5 protein-coding genes and 1 tRNA gene are annotated in these 4,464 nt (G+C 38.6%); all 6 read left to right on the top strand.

The window, feature by feature from the left end:
* On the top strand, positions 1–596 hold a 596-nt coding region (locus tag E1176_RS05360), incomplete at its 5' end, for a PP2C family protein-serine/threonine phosphatase (protein WP_155209539.1).
* A gap of 6 nt (positions 597–602) precedes the next feature.
* Positions 603–1,232, top strand: a complete 630-nt coding sequence (locus tag E1176_RS05355; protein WP_155209538.1) for a polysaccharide deacetylase family protein — start codon at positions 603–605, stop codon at positions 1,230–1,232.
* Entirely contained in the window at positions 1,229–2,314 is a 1,086-nt protein-coding gene (locus E1176_RS05350; protein ID WP_155209537.1) for a glycosyltransferase, read from the top strand. Before E1176_RS05355 ends, E1176_RS05350 begins: the two co-directional genes overlap by 4 nt.
* A gap of 62 nt (positions 2,315–2,376) precedes the next feature.
* Complete coding sequence (locus tag E1176_RS05345; protein ID WP_155209536.1) at positions 2,377–3,156, top strand: TatD family hydrolase; 780 nt, start codon at positions 2,377–2,379, stop codon at positions 3,154–3,156.
* Positions 3,146–4,210 carry an asparaginase gene (locus E1176_RS05340; protein WP_155209535.1) on the top strand — a complete coding sequence of 355 codons (1,065 nt, stop codon included), beginning with the start codon at positions 3,146–3,148 and terminating at the stop codon, positions 4,208–4,210. The genes E1176_RS05345 and E1176_RS05340 overlap by 11 nt, the downstream gene beginning before the upstream one ends.
* Positions 4,211–4,295: 85 nt before the next feature.
* A tRNA-Ser gene (locus E1176_RS05335) sits at positions 4,296–4,383 on the top strand.
* Positions 4,384–4,464: the final 81 nt, after the last annotated feature.

The following is a 4,464-nucleotide window of genomic DNA, read 5'->3' as shown; positions in this document are numbered from 1 at the left end:
ATTACATACCAATTAATAAGAATCAGTTTTTAATATGCATAGCCGATGTTTCGGGTAAAGGTATTCCTGCAGCGTTGCTCATGTCAAACTTTCAAGCCTCATTACGTACTCTTATTCGTCAAACTGGCAATTTGCGTGAGATTATAGAAGAGCTTAATTATCAGGTGCTTGAAAATGCCAAAGGTGAAAAATTCATCACTTTTTTTGCAGCCATATATGACCATAAACTGAAGACTTTGGTTTATGTAAACTCAGGTCATAACCCACCATTATTGGTGAGAAATGGCGAAATTCAACAGTTAGATGAAGGGTCTACAGTATTGGGTGCCATGCATCCACTTCCTTTTTTAAATGAAGGCTTTATCACTGACCTCGATGACTTTCTGATTTTTTGCTACACAGATGGCGTCACCGAAACAGAAAATGAAAATGGTGATGAATATGGCCTTGAGCGTGTAGAAGCATATTTCAAACAAAACCACAACCACTCTCTCCAAAAAATCCATCAGGATATTATCATCGACCTTGATGATTTCAAAGGCCGAAATGGCTATAGAGATGATATTACCATGCTATCATGTAAAGTAGAGCCGTAAATAATTATGTTTTTCCATAAGACTCCAGCACCGGCCAGATGGCTGTTTCCAAGCCTTCTATGGAAAAAGAAAACCAATAACAAAGAAATATACCTCACTTTTGACGATGGCCCCATACCTGGCCTTACCGAGTACATACTTGATGTGCTCAAAGATTATAATGTAAAGGCTACATTTTTCTGTGTAGGAGAAAATATTAAGAAAAATAAAAGCATTGCAGAAAGAGCATTAAGAGAAGGACACCGATTAGGAAACCACAGTTACAATCATTGCAATGGCTGGCAAACAAGCACGATAGACTACATCTCAAATGTGGTGAGATGCCAGCGGCACTTGTTAGACCTGCATGACCATGATGTCAAGCCCCTGTTTAGACCGCCTTATGGCAAGATGAAATTGAGCCAAATAAAGCTGCTGAAAAAGAAGTATCAAATTGTAATGTGGGATGTGCTCTCAGGGGATTTTTTAAATGATATGGAGCCTGAAGTTTGTCTCAAAAAATCAATCAAAGCCACAGGTAAAGGATCTATCGTAATTTTTCATGACAATATAAAAGCTGAAGAAAATGTAAAATATAGCTTATCGCGTTATATCAAGCATTTTTTAGACAAAGGGTATAGCTTTAAAACACTATGATTGTAGTGAGTGGGTTTTTGGTGGTTGTGTGTAGCTTCACAGCATTTGTAGACTTACTATTATTGTATTTGTGGAGTTTCCACCGTAAAGAATATAAAGAACCAATACCTAACTTGCCTTCAATATCAGTTTTGGTTGCTGCGAGAAATGAAGAAGCCAATTTATCAGCCTGTCTAGACAGCCTTCTCCAATTAGACTACCCCCAAGATAGGTTGGAGATACTCGTTGGAGACGATAATTCTACGGATTCTACCTGGTCTATAGCCAGTAGTTACGCTAAAAAAAAGCAGGTAAGCGCATTCCAAATTCAAAGCAATTTGGGTTCAGCAAAAGGCAAGGCCAATGTATTAGCTCATTTGGCTCAACAAGCTCAAAATGAAGTTTTCTTAATTACAGATGCAGACGTAATTGTACCTAAAGGTTGGGTCAAAGGTATGATTTCAGGCCTCTTGCCAAAGGTTGGTATTGTCAACGGGTTTACGATAGTAAAAAACAATGTTTGGCAATGCATAGATTGGTTGTTTGCATTGGGTATGGTAAAAGTTATTACTGATTCATTTAGACCGGTAACTGCTATGGGCAATAACATGTTAGTTACACGTAAAGCTTATGAGTCGACAGGTGGCTATGAATCAATTCCTTTTTCCATAACCGAAGATTTCGAGCTTTTTAAACAAGTCTCAAAGAGAGGGTTTAAAACTGTGCAATTGATGAATACGGATGTTTTGGCAACCACACTTGCGCAGTCAGATTTCAAGGGCTTACTCAATCAGCGTAAAAGATGGATGAGAGGTGCGGTACAATTACCCTGGCCAATAGTTTCTATTTTAAGCTTACAGGCACTTTTCTTTCCCGGTATTCTGGCCTTAATAGTTATCAATCCCCAAATCGGCACGTTTATATTAGCGAGTAAAGTTTTGCTGCAATCTGCCTTTATACTAACCCTTGCCAGTTACTTAAAATTGCGATTTCGCTTTCATCAGGTGTTATTATATGAGTTTTACTCTCTATATGTTGCAATTACAACCGGTATATTCTATTTATTACCTACCAAAGTCAGTTGGAAAGGCAGGAAATATTAACTTTGGAAGTCGCAAAATCCAAATATTTTGTGTCTTTATATTAAATACGAATTATTAGCTTGATGAACACTTATATAGATAGTCACGCACATATATATTTAGATAAATTTAAAGATGATCGGGCTGATGTGCTCAATCGTGCCTTCGAGGCTGGTGTAGATAAGATCTTTATGCCAAATATAGATCATACATCTATCGATGATATGCTTGAGCTAGAGCAGAAATACCCTAAAAACTGCTTTTCTATGATGGGTCTTCATCCATGTTCGGTTAAAAAAGACTTCGAAAAGGAGTTATACCTTGTGGAAGAGTGGTTAGGCCAAAGAAATTTTACAGCTGTCGGAGAAATCGGAACTGATTTGTATTGGGATAAAAGCTTTTGGGAACAACAAAAGGAAGCCTTTAACATTCAAGCCAGCTGGGCCAAGCAGAAAAAATTACCAATAGTAATTCATTGTCGGGAATCGATAGATGAAAACATTAAGCTTGTAGAAGATCTCCAAGATGAAGATTTGACGGGTGTATTTCATTGCTTCAGCGGCACACTCGAGCAGGCTAAAAGAATAATTGACCTTGGCTTTTACTTGGGTTTAGGCGGTGTGAGTACTTTTAAAAATGGAGGATTAGATAAGGTAGTTCCTGAGATCGACCTTAAACATATCGTACTAGAGACTGACAGCCCTTATTTGGCTCCTACACCACATCGAGGTAAGAGAAACGAACCGTCATATATTCCGGATATTGCCAAAAAGATAGCATCATATAAGCAGGTCGGTCTCGATGAAGTAGCTGAGATTACTACGCAAAATAGCCTTAAACTTTTCCGAGTCAATGCATTATAAGAAGGACAATATTATAACGTCAGCTAAGAATGCACCTGATAGCTCAGTGCTTATTATCTATACAGGAGGCACGCTTGGTATGGTCCATGATTCATCAGGCGCTCTAATACCTTTTGATTTTGCATCGATCTTAGATCATGTGCCTTCATTGCGTCTGTTGGAGCTTAACCTTACAGTGATAGCTTTCGAAAATCCTATAGATTCATCAGACATTACCCCAACAGATTGGATTGAGGTTGGGCATATCATTAAAGAAAACTATGATGATTTTGATGGTTTTGTGGTCTTGCATGGCACCGATACCATGGCATTTACGGCTTCAGCGATGAGCTTTATGTTAGAAAATCTGCAAAAACCAGTAATTTTTACTGGTGCTCAATTGCCAATTTCATCGTTACGCTCAGATGCAAGAGAAAATTTAATTACGGCTTTAGAAATAGCATCAGGTAGAGGAGGCACTGTGGTGCCTGAAGTTTGTGTTTATTTTGATTATGTATTGCTAAGAGGCAATCGATCAAAGAAAGTAGAAAGCCTTCATTTTGATGCTTTTGAATCAGAAAATTACCCGGTTTTGGCAGAATCCGGGGTGGTTATCAATTACAATCAAGCTGTGATTCATAAGCCTGAAGGTGATATTCCACTGGTTTTTCACGAAAGTTTTGATAACAATGTAGCCATTTTGAAGTTATATCCTGGCATTAGCAGAAAGGCCGTAGAAGCGGTATTTGGAATCGAAGGGCTTCGTGGAGTTATCATGGAAACTTTTGGTTCGGGAAATGCACCTACGGTAAGCTGGTTTAAAGAAGTGCTTGAAGACGCTAGAAATAAAGGAATCGTGATTGTTAATGTTTCTCAGTGCCCGGGAGGTAGAGTTTTACAGGGTCGTTATGGTACAAGCAAACAACTCGAAGCATTAAATGTGATAGAAGGCGCAGACCTTACATTAGAGGCAGCTTTATCTAAGTTAATGATGATCTTAGGTGAAGAAGAAGATTTCAAAGTAATTAGGAAAAGATTTATAGAGCCTATATGCGGTGAACTTAGCTTAAATTAACCTCTATTAAATTTATTTTATGCTTGCATAAAGTGTTTTTTATTGATTTATTTGTGCTTCCTGTGAGGCAAAAGGCCTTGCAAAAGGAGAGGTGACCGAGTGGTCGAAGGTGCTCGCCTGGAAAGTGAGTGTGCCCCACAAGGGTACCGGGGGTTCGAATCCCTTCCTCTCCGCGGAATTTGAAAGAGTGGAGAATAAGACATCATCTTAAGAGTATCTTACATGATGGAGTGTGATTGAAGGGAGAAGAGCGG

It is taken from the genome of Fulvivirga aurantia (genome assembly GCF_009711475.1).
Classification (GTDB): Bacteria; Bacteroidota; Bacteroidia; order Cytophagales; family Cyclobacteriaceae; genus Fulvivirga; species Fulvivirga aurantia.
This window is presented reverse-complemented; position numbering and strand designations above follow the sequence as displayed.

Coding starts and splice junctions, on each gene's coding strand:
- E1176_RS05355 (WP_155209538.1), top strand. CDS start 603: ATGTTTTTCCATAAGACTCCAGCACCGGCCAGATGGCTGTTTCCAAGC.
- E1176_RS05350 (WP_155209537.1), top strand. CDS start 1,229: ATGATTGTAGTGAGTGGGTTTTTGGTGGTTGTGTGTAGCTTCACAGCA.
- E1176_RS05345 (WP_155209536.1), top strand. CDS start 2,377: ATGAACACTTATATAGATAGTCACGCACATATATATTTAGATAAATTT.
- E1176_RS05340 (WP_155209535.1), top strand. CDS start 3,146: ATGCATTATAAGAAGGACAATATTATAACGTCAGCTAAGAATGCACCT.